The organism is Spirulina sp. CCY15215 (genome assembly GCF_016888125.1).
Lineage (GTDB): Bacteria > Cyanobacteriota > Cyanobacteriia > Cyanobacteriales > Spirulinaceae > CCY15215.
Window position 1 is genome coordinate 1 of record NZ_JACSWA010000552.1, and the last position, 19,692, is coordinate 19,692.

A 19,692-nucleotide genomic window follows, 5' to 3' on the forward strand; every position below is an offset into this window, starting at 1 on the left:
TCACCACTAAACCCGTAGGAAGCGGGACGGGTTTGGGACTATCCACAACTTATCAAATTATTGTCGAACATCATCAAGGCGCGATCGCCTGTCAGTCGCAATTGGGAAAGGGAACAGAGTTTATTATTGAAATTCCCGTGCAGAAATGAGAGAAAAAGAAGATAACATTTGTAAAGAAATTGCGGATAAGATCAAATTCTTCATTCAGATGAAATATAAGTTAGGGATAAATAAAAATTAATTTAGACGGAGAACTAATTCTCGATGAAAGCTCTTTTAATTTATCCCCGCTTTCCTAAAACTTTTTGGTCTTACGACGCATTCATGAAAATGGCTGGACTAAAGGCATTTATTCCGCCTTTAGGAATTATTACCGTAGCCGCACTACTGCCCACAGATTGGGAAATTCGGTTTTACGATCGCAACGTTACTGAAGAAACAGAAGCAGATTATGAGTGGTGCGATGTGGTCATTCTTTCCGCTATGCTTGCCCAAAAACCAGACTTTCTCAGCCAAATTCGCAAAGCAGTTCAATTCGGCAAAAAAGTAGCGGTGGGAGGTCCATACCCTACCTCTATTCCAGAAGGAGCAATTGAAGCTGGCGCTCATTATTTGATTTTAGATGAAGGAGAAATAACAATTCCGCAATTCTTAGAAGCACTTTCTCAAGGTCAAGAAAAAGGAATTTTCCGCACTTTAGACAAACCCGATATTACTCAAAGCCCTCTACCTCGTTTTGATTTACTTGAGAAAGATGATTACCTAATGATGGCGATCCAATTTTCTCGGGGTTGTCCCTTCCAATGCGAATTTTGTGATATTACTAACCTGTATGGTCGCAAATCTCGCACCAAAGAACCTGCTCAGATTTTAGTAGAATTACAAACTTTCTATGATTTAGGCTGGCGCGGCTCTATTTTCATGGTTGATGATAATTTCATTGGCAATCAACGCAATGTTAAACGTTTGTTGCGGGAATTAATTCCTTGGATGCAGGAACACAATTATCCTTTCACCTTCATCACGGAAGCCTCTGTCAATTTAGCAGAAGATTTAGAACTACTAGACTTGATGGCTCAATCTGGTTTTTATGCTGTTTTTCTGGGCATTGAAACCCCCGATTGTGATAGCTTGGAACTCACGGGTAAGTTTCAAAATATTCGCCAACCTTTAGTGGAATCTTGTCGCATTATTAATGAAGCTGGTTTGTTAATTTATGCTGGGTTTATCATTGGTTTTGATGGGGAAAGAGCCGGTGCTGGCGATCGCATTCAGGCTTTTGTGGAAGAAACTAATATTCCTCAACCGATGCTTGGCATTTTGCAAGCTCTTCCGAATACGGCACTTTGGCAACGATTAAAACAAGAACAGCGATTATTAGAAGGTTTTGGAGGTGTTGAAGTTGGCGATCAGAATTCTTTGATGAATTTCCTTCCCGATCGCCCAATGGCTGAAATTGCAGAAGAATATCTCGACGCACTTTGGACTATGTACGAACCGAAAAACTATCTTCGACGTTGTTTGCAACATTGTTTGGGAATTACAACCAATCCTAAACTAGAGCAAAATATGTATTTTCCTCGCGGTAAAGGACTGCGACTCGTCGCTCAGTTATGCTGGCATCAAGGTTGGAAACGAACAGAAATTCGCGGACAATTTTGGCGACAACTTTGGACGATAATGCGGACTAAGCCTCAATTATTGAATATGTATTTGGGTTTATGTGCGGCTGGGGAACATTTCTGGGAATATCGCATTTTGGCAAAAGAGCGTATTCTGGAACAGCAAGGATTAGAGCCTCTGAGTCGGTCAACTCAGGTGAAGCCAGAACCGGTGTTAGTAGATATCTAAAAATTAGGAGGTGCGATCGCACTCGGATTTGTACAATAAATATTGATTGCAAGTCCGATCTCTTAAATTTGCGGGTATAAATTATGCTTGATTACGATGTCCTGTTCGATCGCATTGAAGAATTAGTTCTCTATCATTCCCCTAGTGGTGTTGAAGGGGAAATTGATGTTTTTCTACGCGATCGCCTAACCCATTTGCAAGTAGAACATTGGCAAGATCGGGCGGGAAATATTATTGCGAAAATTCCCGGAAAAGATTCTCAAAGCGCGATCGCCATTACAGGACACAAGGATGAAATTGGCGCAATTGTGAAAACAGTGAACAGAAATGGTCGCTTAAAAATTCGCCCTTTGGGAGGTTCATTTCCTTGGGTCTATGGGGAAGGCGTTGTCGATATTTTAGGCGATCGCGCTACAATTCCGGGGATTCTCTCTTTTGGTTCCCGTCATGTTTCCCACGAATCTCCCCAAAAAGTCTTACAAGAAAGCGCACCTTTAGTTTGGGAAAGAGTATGGGTAGAAACTAAATGTAATTCTCTGGAATTATCTCAAGCAGGAGTGCGACCAGGAACGAGAGTTGTAGTAGGAAAACACCGCAAGCACCCGATTAGAATTAAAGATTATATTGCTAGTTATACCCTCGATAATAAAGCCTCTGTGGCCATTTTACTCGCTCTAGCAGAACGGCTCAAAAATCCCCCCCAAGATGTCTATTTAGTGGCTTCGGCAAAGGAAGAGGTTGGGGCGATCGGAGCGCTTTATTTCAGCCAAAATCAGCCCCTAGATGCTCTGATTGCTTTAGAGATTTGCCCGCTTTCTTCGGAGTATCCCATTCAAGGGGGAGATATGCCCGTTTTGCTCTCTCAAGATGGTTATGGAATTTATGACGAAGGACTCAATTTTGAATTACAAACCAGTGCCGATCGCGCTCATATTCCTCTCCAATTCGCCACCATTAGCGGTTTTGGTAGTGACGCATCCATCGCCATGAAATTCGGTCACGTCGCAAGGGCGGCTTGTTTGAGCTTTCCCACAGAAAATACTCACGGTTATGAAATCGCGCATTTAGGAGCGATCGCCAATTGCCTTGCTATCCTAGAAGAGTATTGTCAACAGGGTGAGCCAGAGAAAAAGTGAGAAAAATAGTCACGTTTTGTTTATTACTCGCCGTTAACTCTTTATTGCTGATTGTTAACGTTTCTCCTCAAGCAATTGCACAAAATCTAGAACGGGCATTTCAACAGGGAAATGCGGCTTATGGGGCGGGAAATTATCTCGAAGCCGAGGAAATCTGGCGGCAAATTCTAGCTGTTTTTCCCGATAATACGGCGGCTTACGTTAATTTGGGTTTGGCTTTGATGGAACAGGGACAACTAGAAGCGGCGATCGCAGCCTATCAAAAAGCCATTGAACTCGATGGGAATAATGCTTTAGCTTATAATAATCTGGGCAATGCCTTTAAAGCCCAAGATCAGTTAGGTGTTGCCCTTTCTGCCTATCGACAAGCCACCCAAATCGATCCCAATTTTGCTGTTGCTTATAGTAATTTGGGGGTAATTCTGCGACAAAAAGGGCGATTGAGAGATGCGATCGCGGCTTATGAAAGGGCGATCGAACTCGATACCAATTATGCTCAAGCCTATAATAATCTAGGCAATGCTTTACAAGATTGGGGACAATTAGATGCAGCAATTACAGCTTATGCAACGGCAATTCAACTCGAACCGAATGCGATTCGCTATCATAATTTAGGGGTTGCTTTAGCAGCAAAAGAAAACTACGATCGCGCCATTGAAGCCTACCAACAATCTTTAAAACGAGATGCCAATAATATTGCTACTTATATTCATTTGGGTTTGGCATTAGAAGCCATCTCCCGTCTGGATGAGGCAGTAGAAACCTATCAACAGGCTCTAGAAATTGAACCCAATAATCCTTATCTTTATAGTAATTTAGGCAATGCGTTCAATCAATTGGTACGCTTTGAAGAGGCGATCGCGGCACATCGTCGCGCTGTAGAAATTGAACCCAATGCCATTCGTTATAATAATTTAGGTTCTACCTTAGCGCAACAAGGAGAATTAGAAGCGGCGATCGAGCAATTTAAACGGGCGATCGAACTCGATCCCGACTATCAAACCCCTCGTAATAATTTAGACGCTGTGACGCGATCGCTAGAAAATCAGGAATGAGAATGGCGATCGCCCCCGTTTAGGGGAATTGAAAGTGAGGGGCATATTTCCCCTTCTGTGAGACAAAACCGATGAATTGCCGCGATCGCCACCGCTATCCCCCCTTGAGTCACATCTGAGAAGGTTTCCCCAAAAGCAAAATTAAGTCCAGGAATGAGGACCCAATAAGCACTGGGGAGGCGATCGTAGAGTAATTCACTCCAAGCTAACAGCGATCGCGGCTCACAATAATGTCCCAAGCTACTATTTTGTTCTTGAGGAGTTAAACCGTGTATCCTTACTCTAGGTGATATTTCCTCTCCCCAAAGAATCGCATCAATGAAAAAGACGCGATCCACTTCGGCAATATCTGCTGCTAAATCTGGTGTGAGTTGATGCAGCGATCGCACTCTCACTTCTGGGAGAGATAGAGCGGCGATCGCTTCGGCTACGGCTTGTCCTGCCCCGTCATCACCGCGAAGAGTGTTCCCATAACCGATCGCTAAAGTTCTCATCAATGTCGCCACACTTCATTTACAACAGTTCCATCCGGCGCGATCGCTTGCAAATGTAAGGGCATTTGACCCGCCCCATGAGTGGAACAACTCAAACAAGGGTCAAAACAACGAATGCCGTGTTCAACCCGGTTGAGCATAGCTTCGGGGATTTCCGCACCGTGGATATAATGTTTAGCGATTTGAGTTACAGTTTTGTTCATCGCCAAATTATTGTTTCCCGTGGCAACAATTAAGTTCACTTTTTCCAGTAAGCCATTTTCATCAACTTGATAATGATGAAAAAGTGTTCCCCTCGGTGCTTCACTCACTCCCACTGCATTAAGTTCGTTAACGCCTCCCGTCGCCCGTACTCGCGATGACATCAATTCTGGATCTTCCATTAGCCCCTCAATTCGCTCCAAACAAGCGAGAATCTCCAGCAAGCGGGCATAATGGTAAAAGAAAGAAGAAGTTGCGACACCCCCGGCGCGATCGCGAAATTCCTGCAATTCTTCGTCAGCCTTGGGAGTCCCAAAACCCTGACAAATATTCACCCGCGCCAAGGGACCGACGCGATAAATACCATCGGGATAGCCCAAGGGTTTGTAATAGGGAAATTTGAGATAGGACCATTTTTCCACAGATTCGCCAATAAAATCTTGGTAATCATCCTCACTCAAACCATCCGCGACAATATTTCCCTCACTATCGATAAAGCGGATCTGGCCATCGTAATGCTCCCAAAGCCCATCCTTGCCGATTAAACTCATAAATAATGAGGGAAAATCCCCAAAAACTTTGACTTCGGTTTTCAAGGCATCATCAAGTAACTGCTTAAATAGACTTAATGCGGTTTCAATAGTGGTAAAAGATTCGGGAAGGCGAGAGCAGATCCAATCTCGACCTTCTTCAGAAAGAGGCGATCGCACCCCCCCCGGTACCGTCCAAGCGGCGTGAATTTTGCGGGCTCCGAGTTTTTCGATTACAGTCTGGCCGAATTGTCGCAAACGAATCCCCCCCCGAGCTAAATCAGGATTCGTTTCCATCAAACCAAATACATTCCGTTTCGCCACATCGCTTTCCCAACCGAGGAGAAAATCGGGACTACTGAGGTGGAAAAAAGAGAGAGCATGAGATTGAATAATTTGTCCCAGATTCATTAACCGTCGGAGTTTATCCGCCGCTTGGGGAATCTTCACCGCGAGGATTTTATCCCCAGTTTTCGCCGCCGCCAATAAGTGACTCACGGGGCAGATACCGCAAATTCTCGCGGTAATCCCAGCCATTTCCGTAAAAGGACGACCTTCACAAAATTTTTCAAAACCGCGATACTCTACCACGTGAAAACGGGCATCTTCTACTGCCCCTGCATCATCTAAGAAAATGGAAATTTTAGCGTGACCCTCAATGCGGGTAACGGGGTCGATCACAATAGTTCTACTCATTTTTGCACCAGATATCGCTAAAGAATAAAGACGAAACCAAAACCAGCTAACCAAATTTAATCATCTCCCGCCCTACCATCTCCGGCATTTCCCCCCGCAATAGGGGTTCTAGGGTGGCTCGAATGCGATCGGCAGAAGGGGGACAACCAGGCATAAACAAATCGATGGGGACGACTTCATGCACGGGGCGCACCTGCTCCAATAAAGGAGGCACAATTCCAGGTTCATCGGGGAGTTGTGGCGTAACATCCCCTAATTCTAAATAAGCACGTTTGAGGACCGGTTCCGCCCCCCCGAGCATATTCCGCATGGCAGGAATATTAGCAGTCACGGCACAATCTCCAAAGGAAATAAGGAGTTTTGTTTTTGCCCGAACTTCAAGAATGAGTTCCAAATTATCTTCATTGGCGATGCCTCCCTCCACTAAGCAAGCATCAACATTATCGGGATAGTTTTTAATATCGGAGCCAATAGGAGAATAGACTATATCAACCTGTTGTGCCAATTCTAAGAGCCATTCATCCAGATCCAAGAATGACATATGACAGCCAGAACACCCCGCCAACCAAACTGTTGCAAAACGAATTTTAGCCATAATCATTAAGAATTAATTTGAGCAGAAGAAACAGGAAACATGACACCAAAATAACAGGGTGCGGAGATTTTCTCCGCACCTTGCCTTGGTTTATTCGTTGATAGTGACCTTGATCATTTGAACGGGAGTTTTCGGGCGATCGCCTTGTCCTGTTGGGGTCGTTTCGATCGCTTTCAACACATCCATCCCGTCAGTAATTTTCCCAAAAACAGGATGCTTGGAGGCACCGGGGCTAAACCAATCCAAATAGGAGTTGTGAACAGTATTAAGAAAGAACTGGCAACTCCCACTATTCGGGCGACCTGTATTAGCCATAGAAAGGGTTCCAGGTTCGTTAGAAAGTTTCCCCTTCTCGGGATGCTCATCTTGAATGCAGCCATCAGGACCATTACCAGTCCCGGCTCGGCTAGAGTTGGGATCTTTGCTATAAGGACAACCAAACTGCACCATAAAGTTGTTAATCACCCGGTGAAAATGTAGACCATCATAAAAGCCACTTTTGGCCAATTTGATGAAATTTCCTGCCGTGATGGGCATAACGTCGGTAAATAGTTCAACGGTAATGTTACCAAGGGAAGTTTCAAGAGTTGCGGTGGGATTTGCCATGAATGTTGAATTTATAATCCAGATAAGGGTTTACTTTCTCGACTCCAGTTTACCCAAATCTTGAAGGGTTTGAAGGTGTAAGAGGAGGACTTATCGGGACCATTCTTGATTTTGACGTGCATTAACCAAAAATTCTAGTTTGCTGCGATCGCGCTCTTTCTCTCCCGTGGTTGTACCTTGGCGGAAAATTGCCCCAGTGGGACAAGCATCAACGCATTTACCGCAGGAGGTGCAAGCAGATACTTCTCCCCAAGGTTGGTCGAGTCCGGCGATGATATCACATTGGTCGCCTCGGTTGGCCACATCCCAAACATGAGCGCCTTCAATTTCGTCGCAAACCCGGACACAGCGAGTACAGAGGATGCAACGATTGCGATCGATGCCAAATTGCGAGTGAGAAACATCAATGCTGCGGGTTGGAAATTGGTAGGGGAAACGGCTATGATCCATGCCCACGGTAACGGCCATATCTTGCAGTTCACAGTTCCCATTAGCCACGCAGAATGAACAAACGTGGTTTCCTTCCGCAAAGAGCATTTCCACCGTCATACGGCGATAGTTTTGTAATTTGGGGGTTTGGGTCTGAATTTCCATGCCCTCCTGCACGGTGGTGACACAGGCAGCTAAGAGTTTATTCTCCCCCGTTACTTCCACCATACAGAGGCGACAGGCTCCCACAGAAGAGAGTCCTTCCAGATAGCAGAGCTTGGGGATATCAATGCCGACTTCCTTGGCTGCGTCGAGAATGGTTGCGTCAGAGGCGATGGCAATATTGTGGCCATCTATTATTAAGGTACAAACAGACATAAGTGCTAAGTTCTCCTAACCCCTCTTTTTCTAAGGAGAGGTACTTTAATTAACAGGTATTTTATTTGATTGTCTAGTCCCTAACCCAGTTTGCCCTAAATTTCCTGGGCGATCGCCACAATAAATATTAACTTTAGAATTGCAGGCAAAAACGGGAAACTTCTTCTCCTCCGATAACTGGCGATCGCGGATTGATGACTGTTGACGGAATGAATGATAGGATCGCTTATGCTGTATTGGTAACGCAGAATGGCTGAAACTCTATTTTTTAATGCACTCCGAGACGCAACGGATGAGGAAATGGGACGGGACGAAACCGTTTTAGTCCTCGGGGAAGATGTGGGACATTATGGCGGTTCCTATAAAGTCACGAAAGATTTAGCAAAAAAATATGGTGACTGGCGGGTATTGGATACCCCGATCGCGGAAAATAGTTTTTGCGGCATGGCGGTGGGTGCAGCAATGACGGGGTTGCGTCCCATTGTGGAAGGGATGAACATGGGGTTCTTACTCCTCGCCTTTAACCAAATCTCCAATAACGCAGGGATGTTGCGCTATACTTCCGGTGGGAATTTTAAAATCCCGATGGTAATTCGCGGTCCTGGGGGTGTGGGACGGCAATTGGGGGCGGAACACTCTCAACGTCTCGAGGCTTATTTTCACGCGGTTCCCGGTCTGAAAATCGTCGCCTGTTCTACTCCCTACAACGCTAAGGGACTCCTCAAAGCAGCCATTCGCGATGATAATCCTGTTCTTTTCTTTGAACACGTCCTCCTCTACAATCTCAAGGAAAATTTACCAGACTACGAATATATCTGCGCCCTCGATCAGGCGGAAATTGTGCGACCGGGAAAAGATGTCACAATTTTGACCTATTCTCGAATGCGTCACCACTGTACCCAAGCCGTCAAACTTATCGAAAAGCGGGGTTTAGATTATGATCCCGAAATTATTGATTTGATTTCCCTCAAACCTTTTGATATGGAGGCGATCGCCAAGTCTATTCGCAAAACCCATCGCGTCATTATCGTCGAGGAGTGCATGAAAACGGGAGGAATTGCTGCGGAATTGGTCGCACTCATTAACGAACAACTGTTTGATGAACTGGATGCACCGATCGTGCGCTTATCTTCTCAAGATATTCCCACTCCTTATAACGGAACATTGGAACATCTCACCATCATCCAACCTCCCCAAATTGTCGAAGCGATGCAGAAACTCATGACTGCACAGATCTAGTTGATAGTTGATAGTTGATAGTTGATAGTGGGTAGTTGGTAGTTGATAGTTGATAGTTGATAGTTGATAGTGGGTAGTTGATAGTTGATAGTTGATAGTGGGTAGTGGGTAGTTGATAGTGGGTAGTTGATAGTGGGTAGCTTCTTTATTGCTTCCCCTACTCCCTACTCCCTAACCCCTACTCCCTAACCCCTAACCCCTACTCCCTAACCCCTACTCCCTACTCCCTACTCCCTACTCCCTACTCCCTAACCCCTACTCCCTAACCCCTACTCCCCACTCCCCAAAACTTCATGCAAAAACAACGTGTTACCTTTGCCGTTATTATCGGGTTAGTGTTTGCCGCGATCGCCTTATTAACGCAATTTCCCCTCAATCAGGGCTTGGATCTCAAAGGGGGCGCTCGTTTAACCCTACAAGTTCAACCCACGGAAGAAGTCCCGAAAATTTCCCCAGAAAATCTCTCCGATGCCAAACAGGTGATCGAAAACCGCGTCAATGGCTTAGGTGTGGGTGAACCTGTGGTACAAACTGTGAGTCCTGATAAAATTGTCGTACAACTCCCAGGAGTCAGCGATCCCCAACAAGCCGAACGAGTTTTGGGGGAAACCGCACAGTTAGAATTTCTGCGCCAAAAACAAGGCACGGAAGGACAATTCCCGATCGAACGCCAATTACAAGGCATTGCTCAAGTTGAATTGGAAAACCTCCAAGCCGCAGAAACTACCGATCCCGAGGCGATCGCCGCCGCAAAAGAAGCGGTAGAAAAAGCCAATGCAGTTATTATTGACCTCTTTGAACCCACGGGTCTGACGGGAAAATCTCTCACTAATGCCATTGCAGGGACAAATCCGAGCAATCAATGGGAAGTGAGCCTTTATTTCGATCCCGAAGGAGGAGAAAAATTTGCCGAATTGACGAAGGCGATCGCCGGAACCGGGCGCACCATCGGTATTTTCCTCGATGGTAAATTGATTAGTTCTCCGGTGGTAGACGCGCAATATGCCACCACGGGAATCACTGGAGGACGCGCCAGTATTTCTGGGTCTTTGGACTCCCAACAAGCCCTAGAACTGGCCATTCAACTCCGAGGAGGCGCACTCCCATTTCCCGTAGAATTAGTAGAAAATCGCACCATCGGGGCAACTTTGGGACGAGATAGTGTTAACCGCAGTATTATCGCCGCCGTTTCCGGTTTGCTGTTGGTCTTGATCTTCATGGTGGTTTACTATCGCTTACCTGGGGCGATCGCCGATGTTTCCCTGTTAATTTATGCCCTGCTTACCCTCGCCTGTTATGCCCTTATCGGTGTTACCCTGACTTTACCAGGAATTGCGGGATTTATCCTCAGTATTGGCATGGCAGTTGATGCAAATGTCCTGATTTTTGAACGGACGCGGGAAGAATTGCGAGCGGGGAAAACCCTTTATCGTTCCGTAGAGTCGGGCTTTTTCCGCGCTTTTTCTAGCATTTTAGATGGTAACGTCACGACCCTGATTGCTTGTTTTGCTTTATTTTGGTTGGGATCGGGATTAGTGAAAGGCTTTGCTTTAACTTTGGCGATCGGGGTAGGGGTGAGTATGTTTACCGCACTAACCTGCAGCCGCACGCTTATGCTTTTAGTGGTCTTGGGATTTCCCAAAGTTCGTCAAAACCCTGGACTATTCTGCCCCAATTTGCCAACCCCCGAGTAGAGGGAGATGGAGAGGATGGGGGAGAATGATCCATTTTCCACAACCAATTTATTTCAATTACCAATTACTAAGAACCAAGAACAAAAATGCGACTGAATATTATTAAACAACGGGGGTTGTGGTGGGGAATTTCGGCAGCAGCGATCGCCATTAGCGCGATCGCCATGATTTTCTCCTACAGCCAATTGGGATCTCCTATTCGACTGGGTTTGGATTTTGTGGGGGGAACTCGCTTGCAACTGTCCCTCAAATGCGTAGCCACGGAGACTTGTAGCGAGGCGATCGAGGTGGGGGAGGTTCGTCAAGTTTTAGGGGGCTTAAACCTTGAGAATAGCTCAATCCAGGTCGTTGAAGATTATACCGTCTCGGTTCGTACTCCCACCTTAAGCGTCGAACAACGCACCCAACTTCAAGATGCACTGACGCGGGAATTGGGGGATTTTGACCCGAAAACCGCGCAAATTGATACCGTCGGTCCTAGCATTGGCGAAGAGTTGCTATCCGGGGGAGTTCGTGCTTTATTTGCGTCCTTTTTTGGTATTGTTGTTTATTTAAGTTTTCGCTTTCGCTTTGATTACGCTATTTTCGCGATCATTGCCCTCTTTCACGATGTCGTGATTACAGCAGGGGTTTTTGCCATTTTCGGCTTAATCCTAGGCAATGAAATTGATAGTTTATTTTTGGTTTCCTTGCTGACAATTATCGGTTTTTCCGTCAATGATACGGTAGTTATTTACGATCGCATTCGCGAAACAAGCCAAATAGAAGAGGGGGAATCTTTCTCGAAAATTGTCGATGATGCCGTCAATCAAACTTTAGCGCGATCGATTAATACTACGGTGACAACGATTTTACCTTTGATCGGAATTTTTCTCTTTGGTGGCGAAACCTTGAAGTTCTTTGCTTTAGCTTTAATTTTAGGTTTTATTGCCGGCTCTTATTCCAGTATTTTCATTGCCAGTACCTTGCTTGCCTGGTGGCGAGAGCGACAAATTGCCAAACAACCTAAAATTGTTGATGAAGAAGTAGCCGATGAAATTCGTACCGAAACAGATATATCGGGTTCTTAATTTTTACTTTAAATAGAGGCTTAAATAATGGATATTTCTCAAAGTTTATTGAAAGAATTAAAACTTTATTTAATGGTGCAAACGGAGAAAAATGATGCTGAAGCACAATATTTACTCTATCGTTTAGATCAATTAGTAGAAACTCCGGAAGAAGCAATAGAAGCTGCCAAACTTATTGTTCCTCCAGCAGGAGAAGAAATGGGATGTTAAGACAATTGATCTAGGGTAAACCCATCAGATGCAATAATGAAGCGTTATCGAGCCGCTTTAGATAACAATTATTTACTCAAAATACTTTCAACTTCTTCTTAATTTTTTTCCAAGGTTACAAGATTCCTTGCGTTCCATCCTCGCGCTAAGATAAGCATTGAGGAGAATTAGTTCTGTTATGAATGACAAACTCGGGGTAAAGCGATCGCTATTTACACAAAAAGGCAAAGGATGGATTATCGGTTTGTCTATTGGCGGTCTTCTGGTTGTGGGTGCGACAGCCATTTACAGCGTCAGAACCCTACAACAGTTATCCCCTTCGACGGCTGAAGAATCGGAAGTCCCAGAATTGCCCAAAATCGAAGCAGTGACGGCATTAGGGAGGCTCGAACCGTTGGGAGAGGTGATTCAAGTGGCCGCCTCTCCTTCTTCCACTACTGGAGGCGCAAAAATTGAACGCTTATTGGTGGGGGAAGGCGATCGCGTTCGCGTCAATCAGATTATTGCTCAACTCGACAGCTACGATCGCCTCAACGCTGCGGTTAATCGCGCTAAGGAGGATGTCGCCGTTGCTGAGGCGAATTTAGCGGTGGTCAAGGCGGGAGCCAAACAAGGGGAAATCACCGCGCAGCAGGCGACGATTCAGCGTTTACAGGAACAATTACGGGGGGAGAGTGCCACCCAAGCGGCAACGGTGTCTCGCATTGAAGCGGAGTTACGCAATGCGGAAACAGAGTACAAACGTTACGAACAGTTATATCAGGAGGGGGCAATTTCTACCTCGGAACGCGATACGAGGGCATTAACTCTGGCTACAACTCGAGAGCGGGTTACGGAAGCTAAAGAGAATAAAATTCGGACTGAGGCAACTTTAGATCGGCAAATTCGCGAGGCGATCGCCAATTTAGATCGTATTAGCGAGGTGCGTCCCGTGGAAATTCGCCAAGCTCAAGCCAGTGTAGACTTAGCTCAATCTGCCGTCCGTCAAGCCCAAGAAGATTTAGAATTGAGCGTGGTGCGATCGCCCATCACCGGACAAATACTAGAAGTTAACACCCATGTTGGGGAAGTGACGGAAACAGGAGAGGGAATTATCGCGATCGGCAAAACCGATCGCATGGTTGTGGTTGCTGAAGTCTATGAAAGCGATATTAGTCGAGTTCGCATCGATCGCGAAGCAATTATTAAAAGCGAAAATGGTTCTTTTGAGGGAGAATTACGGGGAAAAGTTAGTAATATTGGTTTACAAATTGGCAAAAAAGATGTACTCGATACTGATCCGGCTGCTGATGTTGATGCCCGCGTCGTTGAAGTAGATATTCTGCTTTCTCCTGAAGATAGTCAGAGAGTCTCTGGTTTAACTAATGCTAAAGTGTTAGTTGAAATTTTATTGTAAATAAGACTTACGCAATCCAATAATATTCATCCAATAATATTCCAGGGAGCGAGACGCTCCCACTACCGTATTCTATTGTTATGGTAGTGCGGGTATCTTGCCCGCTAATGCGTAAGTCCTAGTAAATAATTTGAGTAAGACCGACTATTATGAAAATTCCTCTCGCTTGGATGCAACTCACCCATGAAAAAATGCGCTTGCTGATTGCTTTAGCAGGAATTAGCTTTGCTGATATTCTCATGTTTATGCAGTTTGGCTTTCAAGATGCACTGTTTGAAAGTTCTATTATTTTTCATAAAAAAGTTAAAGGAGATATTTTTCTCATCAGTCCACAATCAACAGCACTCATCGCGATGGATAACTTTTCCAAGCGACGTTTGCATCAGGTTTTAGGGATTGAAAATGTAAAAGCTGTCTATCCCATTCATATCGCCTTTGCACTCTGGAAAAATCCTGAAAATCGCTCAACCCGAAGCATTATGGTCATCGGTATCAATCCCGTTGAGAATATCATCGATCTGCCACAAATGCAGGAAAATTTGGAGATTATTAAATTAGAAGACTTTATTCTTTTCGATCGCCTATCCCGTGCAGAATTTGGACCGATAGGAGAACTTTTCGATCGCGGAGAAACAGTAGAAACAGAAGTCGCAGGAAGACGAGTTAGGATCGGAGGTTTATTTAGTTTAGGTGCTTCTTTTGGCGCAGATGGAAATATTATTACCAGCGATCTCAATTATGGACGTATTTTTGAGGAACGCAATCCCGATCTCATCGAAGTAGGAGTGATTCAAGTTCAAGCAGGAGCCGATCCAGAAGCAATTCTAGCGAAAATTCGCGAGGAATTCTATGTTCCTAATGCGAACAATATTTTGATTCCTCAAGATGTCTTAGTTCTTTCTCAAGCAGAATTTATTGATTTTGAAAAGAAATACTGGCAAGAAAGTACCGCGATCGGTTTTATTTTTACTTTAGGGGCAGGGATGGGATTTATCGTGGGGATGGTGATTGTTTATCAGATTCTCTATACTGATGTTGCCGATCATCTGCCAGAATATGCAACCTTAAAAGCAATGGGATATACGGATTTTTATTTACTCCAAGTTGTTTTCCAAGAAGCAATTATTTTAGCTTTAGTGGGATATTTGCCTGGTTTTGCCCTCTCCAATTTTCTCTATTTATTGACGACGAATGCTACATCTTTGCCTGTTGTGATGGATGTCGCTAAAGCAACCACCGTATTGATTTTAACTGTTATTATGTGCGTGGGATCTGGCGCGATCGCCGTGCGGAAACTCAATGCGGCAGATCCGGCAGATATTTTCTAAAGGTAACGTTTTGTTGCAGAATTACGGGTTTCTGTATTTTATAACTCGAGGAAATATGAAAATAAACCCCTAGATTGTCAAATTGCAGGGAATATTGCCGATGATTAACAACACTGATCGCCGATTTTTGCAAATACTTTGGCAGCACATAAAGTGAATAAAAACAATAGCCAAGAGCCAAAATTTACTTTTTTTTACATTTGTTTATATTTGCAGTCGCATGGTTGTTAAAAGTCAGTCAATTGATTTACTTCAAGAGGAGAAAGCAATTTATCAGTTTCTCTATGCTTGTTACGAACAGTATTGTCGCACGAATATTGCTAAAATAGCCAGCTTTTCTCAACCCCTTAACGACATCGATCCTCTTGCTGCTTTTCAATGTCTCCTCCGAGACGATCGCCAACATTTCTATTGGGAACATCCGAAAACACGGGAAGCAGTTTTTGGTCATGGAGCGGTAAAATTGTTAGAAATTGATTCTTCTGATAGTTCTTCTTCTGGCGATCGCTTTGTTCGCACTCGGAACTTTATGCAAGATTGTTTAAAACAAATTGTTTATCCACAAAGTTCTACTCAAAGTGAAGCGAACCCTTATTTTTTTTCTAGTTTTACATTTTTCCCCACTTCTAATAGTATTGCTTATCCCTTTCCCGTCGCGACAATTTTTCTCCCACAATTCCAAGTTATACGCAAAAATAATTGTTGTTTTTTTGTGGCCAATATTGCCATAACTAAAACCCTTAATATTAAATTAGCCGTCGAAGAAATAACGCGAACTATTAAGAAAATTTGTCAATTTCGTCTCAATATTTTAAGTTCTACTCCGCAACCGCAAACCTATTTTAATCTTCAGGAAAAAATACGCAACGAAGATAATTTTAAGATTGCCGTTAAATCTGCTCTGCAATCTATTCAAAAGCATCAACTGAGTAAAATCGTTTTAGCTCATCCTCTCGATCTCATTTCTCCAGTGCCTTTTAGAATTATTGAATCGCTGCAAAATTTACGCCAAAATTATCCCAATTGCTATCTTTTTGCGATCGGTAACGATCGCGGTTATCGTTTTATTGGTGCAAGTCCAGAACGCGCGATCGGCTTGCAAAACCAGCAATTAATTACCGATGCTTTAGCGGGTTCTGCACCCCGTGGAAAAACCCCCAGAGAAGACACCCAATTAGCTCAACAATTACTCAAGAGCGAAAAAGATAAGCGAGAACATCAAGCCGTAAGCGAATTTATTTTACAGTGCCTTGAAAAACTCGGCTTGCAAGTTCGGCGATCGCCTTTGCAAGTCCTACAATTGGATAATATTCAACACCTGCACGTACAGATTTCCGCCCGAGTACCCCAAAATTTGCATCCTCTCGATATTGTAGCCAAACTGCACCCCACTCCTGCCGTTGCTGGAGTTCCTACCCAAATAGCCTGCGATCGCATTCGTCGTTACGAGAACTTCGATCGCGCCTTATATGCAGCCCCGTTAGGATGGGTTGATGCCCGAGGCAATAGTGAGTTTATCGTGGGTATTCGTTCGGCTGCTATTGCTGGCGATCGCGCTCGACTTTACGCGGGAGCCGGTATTGTGGCTGGTTCCGATCCCGAACGAGAATTGGCGGAAGTTCGCCTCAAGCTCCAAGCCATGCGCCGAGCCTTGATTTAAAGCGGTGAACCTTGGTAGACTCAAAAACGGTTAATCTCAGAAGGCTCTAAAACTTTCAGCCATCGTTATAGAGTGAGCCAAAGATGGCGAATATAGTTTTGTAACGAGTTTTTTGTGAGGCGATCGCGCTGCCAATCTCTAGCAGTTTGCCAGATTATTTCCGAAAAACTCGGGGAAATGGGGTATAGTTCAGCCAAGCGATCGATACTAATCTGGTTTTGTCTGGCTAAAGTTAATAAATTAATTAATTCTGTTGCTTGAGAACCGACAATTGTTGCACCTAAAATAGCACCTTTTCGATTGAGTATAATTTTTAAAAAACCAGTTGTTTCTTCCCTGAGAAGAGCCAGAGAAACTTGTTTAAAATAACGATGATAGACAACAATCTTATTTTCTCCATATTTTTGTTGTGCTTGATTTTCAGTTAAACCAATCCGGGTTAGATTGGGATCGGTGCAGACAAGGTGAGGAAGGCGATCGCGATCGCCTTTGCGAGTAGAAAAATGAAGGGCATTATGCAGCGCAATATCGCTCTCATATTGAGAGCGAGAAGATAACTCCAATTCATCCTCAATACTACCACAAATATAAATTTGCGAATTACAAGTTTGTAACTTGGGGTTGATATTTGGACTCACAGGATCGATTCCAAATGCTTCTAAATTCAAGCCCTCTAAATTCCGTTGGCAACCAGCAGCCCAAATAATTTCATCGGTTTCAATGGCGCGATCGCCAATTTGAAGCCATTTTTTCGCTCCGATTTTCTTAACTTGCGTTACAGAACTATAGTTTAAAAGCTCGATACCTTCTCCCTCTAATTGTGCTTGAATTAAACGAGCCGCTTCTGGTTCTTCTTGGGGTAAAATTTGGGTGTTGATCGCCAAAGTAATCGTTTTTCCTAAACGTACTAAACTTTGAGCCAGTTCTAATGCAAAAGACGTATTCCCAAGAATTGCTAAACTTTGTGGCAATTGTTGTAAAGTAGGCGATCGCCAGAGAAGATCGGCGGTTAAATAGCCAACTTCCTGTAAACTTTTCAGTTCGGGAAGACAGGGGCGAGTTCCCATTGCTACAATGTAAGAGCGCGATCGCAGTTTTCGTCCAGCAACGATAAAAGCTAATTGGGGACGGCGACAAAACTCCCCCATTCCCTCAATAAAATCAACTCCCGCAGCACTTAAAATAGCAGGAGAATCACCTTCAGCAATAGTCGCGATCGCGCTTTCCCTCCTTGCGATCTCAGTTTCTAAATTAATCTCATTAATCTGTCCAGAAATAGCAACTTTTGCCGCCTTTTTCCCTTCCTCATAGTGCCTACCTATCTCCCTCAAACTGTAGCGATAAAGAGCATGATTCTCTCCTTGACAATTTTGAGAAACCAAGGCAACACGAGCATTCAGAGATACAGCATTTAAAGCAGTGTAAATCCCTTCAGGAGTAAACCCAATAATAACTAAATCGTATTCGCCAGACATTTTACAAGAATTACAATAGTGAAAGATTTTAGGTTTATATTCTCCCGTTCTCTATGTCTTTATCACCAACGATAATGCCTGAACCAATCGTTGATTTTCTGGAGCAGAACGAACAGCAATACGAAAATAGCGATCGCCTAATTCAGGAAAACTCAAACAATCTCGAATTAAAATTTTATCGTGCTTTAATAATTGTAATTGTAATTGAGAACAAGAATATTGACTTTTCACTAACAAAAAATTGGCGGCTCCCATCACTGGATCGAGACCAGGTAATGCTTTTAAACTGCGATAAAGAAAATCCCGTGCGGGGGTCAACCAGTCCCAAGTTTGCCGTTGAAATGCGCGATCGCCTAACACAGCCTCTCCTGCGGCCGCAGCTAAGACATTCACACACCAAGGATCTCGCATTTTTTGCCACCGTTGGAGGCGATCGGGATGGGCGATGGCATAGCCCAAACGCAGCCCTGGTAAACTATAAAATTTTGTCAGCGATCGCAATATAATTAAGTGAGGAAAATCTTGAATATACCCCAACAAACTTTGTTGCTGTGAAGGTAAGAGAAAGTCCATAAAGGCTTCATCAATAACCACAACCTCAAAACAATCTAAAAGGGGCAAAATTTCGTCAATTGACCAAAGTTTGCCCGTAGGATTGTGAGGGTTATTTAATAATAATCCCCTTTTACCCCTGCTCGACGTAGAAAGAGGAAAGAGAGAAAAAGAAAATTCTCCTCTTTCCATCAGGGAATGCTGCTCCACATTGGCAGAAAAAGCCTGTAAACCGCGCTGATAATCGCTAAAGGCGGGAGTTAACAAAACTACCTTTTCCTGGTGAGCAAGTTCCCAACAAGCCCAAGTCAGAAGTTCCGCCGACCCATTCCCAGGTAAGAACCAATCCTTGGGGAGATCGTGCCATTGAGCAAGAATCGAACGTAGCTGATGATATTGGGGGTCGGGATAGCTAGAAAGGGAAGTTAAACTGTCTTGAATTGCCGCGATCGCACTCTGGGGGGGACCCAAAGGATTGATACTGGCCGAAAAATCCAAGATCATATCGGTGGAACAATCGGCGATCGCAGCAGCCCAATTCAGATTACCCCCATGCTTGGGTCTCTGGGAAATCTCGCTCATCGGGGGACAAAAATTAAGTTTCGTCGGTAGCCGCAGCAGCTTTTTTAGAAGCTACTTCAGTTTTAAATTTTTTACCCGGTGAAAAAGCGGGAACTTTAGTCGCAGGTATCAGCATGGTTTCCCCCGTTTTGGGATTGCGTCCTTCTCGTTCCTTGCGATCGCGAGCTTCAAAAGAGCCAAATCCGACAAGAGTTATCTTTTCTCCCTCGGCGACAGTCTCCATGATCGTCTCAATGATGGCAGTAATGATTGCATCAGCATCTTTTTTGGTAACTTGGGTCCGGGAAGCCACCATATCTATTAGTTCCCCTTTGTTCATGAAATAATCTCCCGTGTTGCGTTTGTTAAATAGAACGAATCTGTTCCGTTGGCAAATTCAGTCAATAAAAGCCTTGGAAGATTTCTCAACCACTAGGATTGATAAAATTACTGAAATCCCCATAGGCTCAAAGATTCACTGAATTATTTTAAGCGCATACAGCTAACTTTGGATCGCATAAAGTCTGGATTTTAAG

19 protein-coding genes are annotated in these 19,692 nt (G+C 44.2%); 11 read left to right on the forward strand and 8 right to left on the reverse strand.

The features are described 5' to 3' along the window. The 4 genes from JUI58_RS18955 to JUI58_RS18970 all read left to right on the forward strand — a co-directional run. The coding region (locus JUI58_RS18955) for an ATP-binding protein (protein ID WP_204105402.1) at positions 1–149 on the forward strand (149 nt) is incomplete at its 5' end. A 115-nt stretch (positions 150–264) separates the two neighbouring features. After that, positions 265–1,851 (forward strand): B12-binding domain-containing radical SAM protein, encoded by a 1,587-nt coding sequence (locus JUI58_RS18960; RefSeq protein ID WP_204105375.1) that lies wholly within the window; start codon positions 265–267, stop codon positions 1,849–1,851. An 83-nt stretch (positions 1,852–1,934) separates the two neighbouring features. Beyond that, positions 1,935–2,987: a M28 family peptidase gene (locus JUI58_RS18965; protein ID WP_204105376.1), complete on the forward strand. Its 1,053-nt coding sequence runs from the start codon at positions 1,935–1,937 to the stop codon at positions 2,985–2,987. Beyond that, positions 2,984–4,042 carry a tetratricopeptide repeat protein gene (locus JUI58_RS18970; protein WP_204105377.1) on the forward strand — a complete coding sequence of 353 codons (1,059 nt, stop codon included), beginning with the start codon at positions 2,984–2,986 and terminating at the stop codon, positions 4,040–4,042. Before JUI58_RS18965 ends, JUI58_RS18970 begins: the two co-directional genes overlap by 4 nt. Here the strand turns inward: JUI58_RS18970 and JUI58_RS18975 are convergent. The 5 genes from JUI58_RS18975 to hoxU form a co-directional block, all read right to left on the reverse strand. Continuing rightward, positions 4,033–4,536 (reverse strand): hydrogenase maturation protease, encoded by a 504-nt coding sequence (locus JUI58_RS18975; RefSeq protein ID WP_239121578.1) that lies wholly within the window; start codon positions 4,534–4,536, stop codon positions 4,033–4,035. The two genes, JUI58_RS18970 and JUI58_RS18975, sit on opposite strands and share 10 nt — an antisense overlap. Next, a complete protein-coding gene (locus JUI58_RS18980) occupies positions 4,536–5,963 on the reverse strand; it encodes a Ni/Fe hydrogenase subunit alpha (RefSeq protein WP_204105379.1) in 1,428 nt (475 codons plus the stop codon). The genes JUI58_RS18975 and JUI58_RS18980 overlap by 1 nt, the downstream gene beginning before the upstream one ends. 46 nt (positions 5,964–6,009) lie before the next feature. Continuing rightward, positions 6,010–6,558: an oxidoreductase gene (locus tag JUI58_RS18985; protein ID WP_204105380.1), complete on the reverse strand. Its 549-nt coding sequence runs from the start codon at positions 6,556–6,558 to the stop codon at positions 6,010–6,012. A gap of 90 nt (positions 6,559–6,648) precedes the next feature. Next, positions 6,649–7,164: a peptidylprolyl isomerase gene (locus JUI58_RS18990; protein WP_204105381.1), complete on the reverse strand. Its 516-nt coding sequence runs from the start codon at positions 7,162–7,164 to the stop codon at positions 6,649–6,651. A 90-nt stretch (positions 7,165–7,254) separates the two neighbouring features. Continuing rightward, entirely contained in the window at positions 7,255–7,971 is a 717-nt protein-coding gene (hoxU, locus tag JUI58_RS18995) for a bidirectional hydrogenase complex protein HoxU (protein ID WP_204105382.1), read from the reverse strand. A 249-nt stretch (positions 7,972–8,220) separates the two neighbouring features. Here hoxU and JUI58_RS19000 point away from each other — a divergent pair, with 249 nt between their 5' ends. From JUI58_RS19000 to JUI58_RS19030, 7 genes are all read left to right on the forward strand, one after another. Further along, entirely contained in the window at positions 8,221–9,210 is a 990-nt protein-coding gene (locus JUI58_RS19000) for an alpha-ketoacid dehydrogenase subunit beta (RefSeq protein WP_204105383.1), read from the forward strand. A 293-nt stretch (positions 9,211–9,503) separates the two neighbouring features. Continuing rightward, positions 9,504–10,904 (forward strand): protein translocase subunit SecD, encoded by a 1,401-nt coding sequence (gene secD, locus JUI58_RS19005; protein ID WP_204105384.1) that lies wholly within the window; start codon positions 9,504–9,506, stop codon positions 10,902–10,904. Positions 10,905–10,990: 86 nt separating this feature from the next. Next, the gene (secF, locus tag JUI58_RS19010; protein ID WP_204105385.1) at positions 10,991–11,974 is read left to right on the forward strand and encodes a protein translocase subunit SecF; all 984 of its coding nucleotides are present in this window, start codon (positions 10,991–10,993) and stop codon (positions 11,972–11,974) included. Positions 11,975–12,001: 27 nt separating this feature from the next. Then, the gene (locus JUI58_RS19015; RefSeq protein WP_204105386.1) at positions 12,002–12,184 is read left to right on the forward strand and encodes a hypothetical protein; all 183 of its coding nucleotides are present in this window, start codon (positions 12,002–12,004) and stop codon (positions 12,182–12,184) included. Positions 12,185–12,362: 178 nt separating this feature from the next. Then, complete coding sequence (locus tag JUI58_RS19020; protein ID WP_204105387.1) at positions 12,363–13,580, forward strand: ABC exporter membrane fusion protein; 1,218 nt, start codon at positions 12,363–12,365, stop codon at positions 13,578–13,580. 149 nt (positions 13,581–13,729) lie between these two features. Then, positions 13,730–14,908 (forward strand): ABC transporter permease DevC, encoded by a 1,179-nt coding sequence (devC, locus tag JUI58_RS19025; protein WP_204105388.1) that lies wholly within the window; start codon positions 13,730–13,732, stop codon positions 14,906–14,908. A 220-nt stretch (positions 14,909–15,128) separates the two neighbouring features. Further along, entirely contained in the window at positions 15,129–16,568 is a 1,440-nt protein-coding gene (locus JUI58_RS19030; protein WP_204105389.1) for an isochorismate synthase, read from the forward strand. A gap of 65 nt (positions 16,569–16,633) precedes the next feature. Here the strand turns inward: JUI58_RS19030 and JUI58_RS19035 are convergent, their stop codons facing one another. The 3 genes from JUI58_RS19035 to JUI58_RS19045 are packed head-to-tail and all read right to left on the reverse strand — an operon-like array spanning position 16,634 to position 19,496. Then, complete coding sequence (locus JUI58_RS19035; RefSeq protein ID WP_204105390.1) at positions 16,634–18,043, reverse strand: NAD(P)/FAD-dependent oxidoreductase; 1,410 nt, start codon at positions 18,041–18,043, stop codon at positions 16,634–16,636. Between the two features lie 51 nt (positions 18,044–18,094). Continuing rightward, complete coding sequence (gene cobD, locus JUI58_RS19040) at positions 18,095–19,177, reverse strand: threonine-phosphate decarboxylase CobD (protein ID WP_204105391.1); 1,083 nt, start codon at positions 19,175–19,177, stop codon at positions 18,095–18,097. A 13-nt stretch (positions 19,178–19,190) separates the two neighbouring features. Further along, positions 19,191–19,496 (reverse strand): HU family DNA-binding protein, encoded by a 306-nt coding sequence (locus JUI58_RS19045; protein WP_204105392.1) that lies wholly within the window; start codon positions 19,494–19,496, stop codon positions 19,191–19,193. Between the last annotated feature and the right edge of the window lie 196 nt (positions 19,497–19,692).